This is a genomic window from Aquabacterium sp. A08, assembly GCF_011742065.1.
This window is the reverse complement of record NZ_JAAQQT010000427.1, coordinates 1-410: the sequence shown is the minus strand read 5'-3', so window position 1 is coordinate 410 and position 410 is coordinate 1. Positions and strand designations below refer to the sequence as shown.

1 protein-coding gene is annotated in these 410 nt (G+C 59.8%); it reads right to left on the bottom strand.

Features of this window, described 5'->3' with window-relative positions; translation table 11 throughout:
- Positions 1-203: S-adenosylmethionine synthetase N-terminal domain-containing protein (locus HA630_RS27185; RefSeq protein ID WP_243855325.1), on the bottom strand; the 203-nt coding region annotated here is incomplete at its 3' end.
- Between the last annotated feature and the right edge of the window lie 207 nt (positions 204-410).

Below are 410 nucleotides of genomic sequence, written 5' to 3'. Positions count from 1 at the left end.
TGGATGTAGTCCACGTGCGCGTTCGTGGTGATTTCGCCCGCCAGCACCACCAAGCCGGTGTTGGTCAGGGTTTCGGCGGCCACGCGGCTGCGCGGGTCTTGATCGAAAATCGCGTCCAGGATGGCGTCCGAAATCTGGTCGGCCACCTTGTCGGGGTGGCCTTCCGAGACCGATTCGGACGTGAAGAGAAAGTCGTTCGCCATTTGAATACACTCCTATGAACTGCCTGGCGGTCGCCGGGCAAAGGGTGCTTGGCGAACGCTTTAGCTGAATTTGTGAATCGCCCGCAAGTTGTTCAGTAACTCGGCGATGTGGGCATTGTAATTCCAACCCGCTGGGCGGTGCAGGCACCGGCCCATGCCCTGACGTGTGACCATGCTGTCTGTGTTCCGATTTTTGGCCCGCTGGCC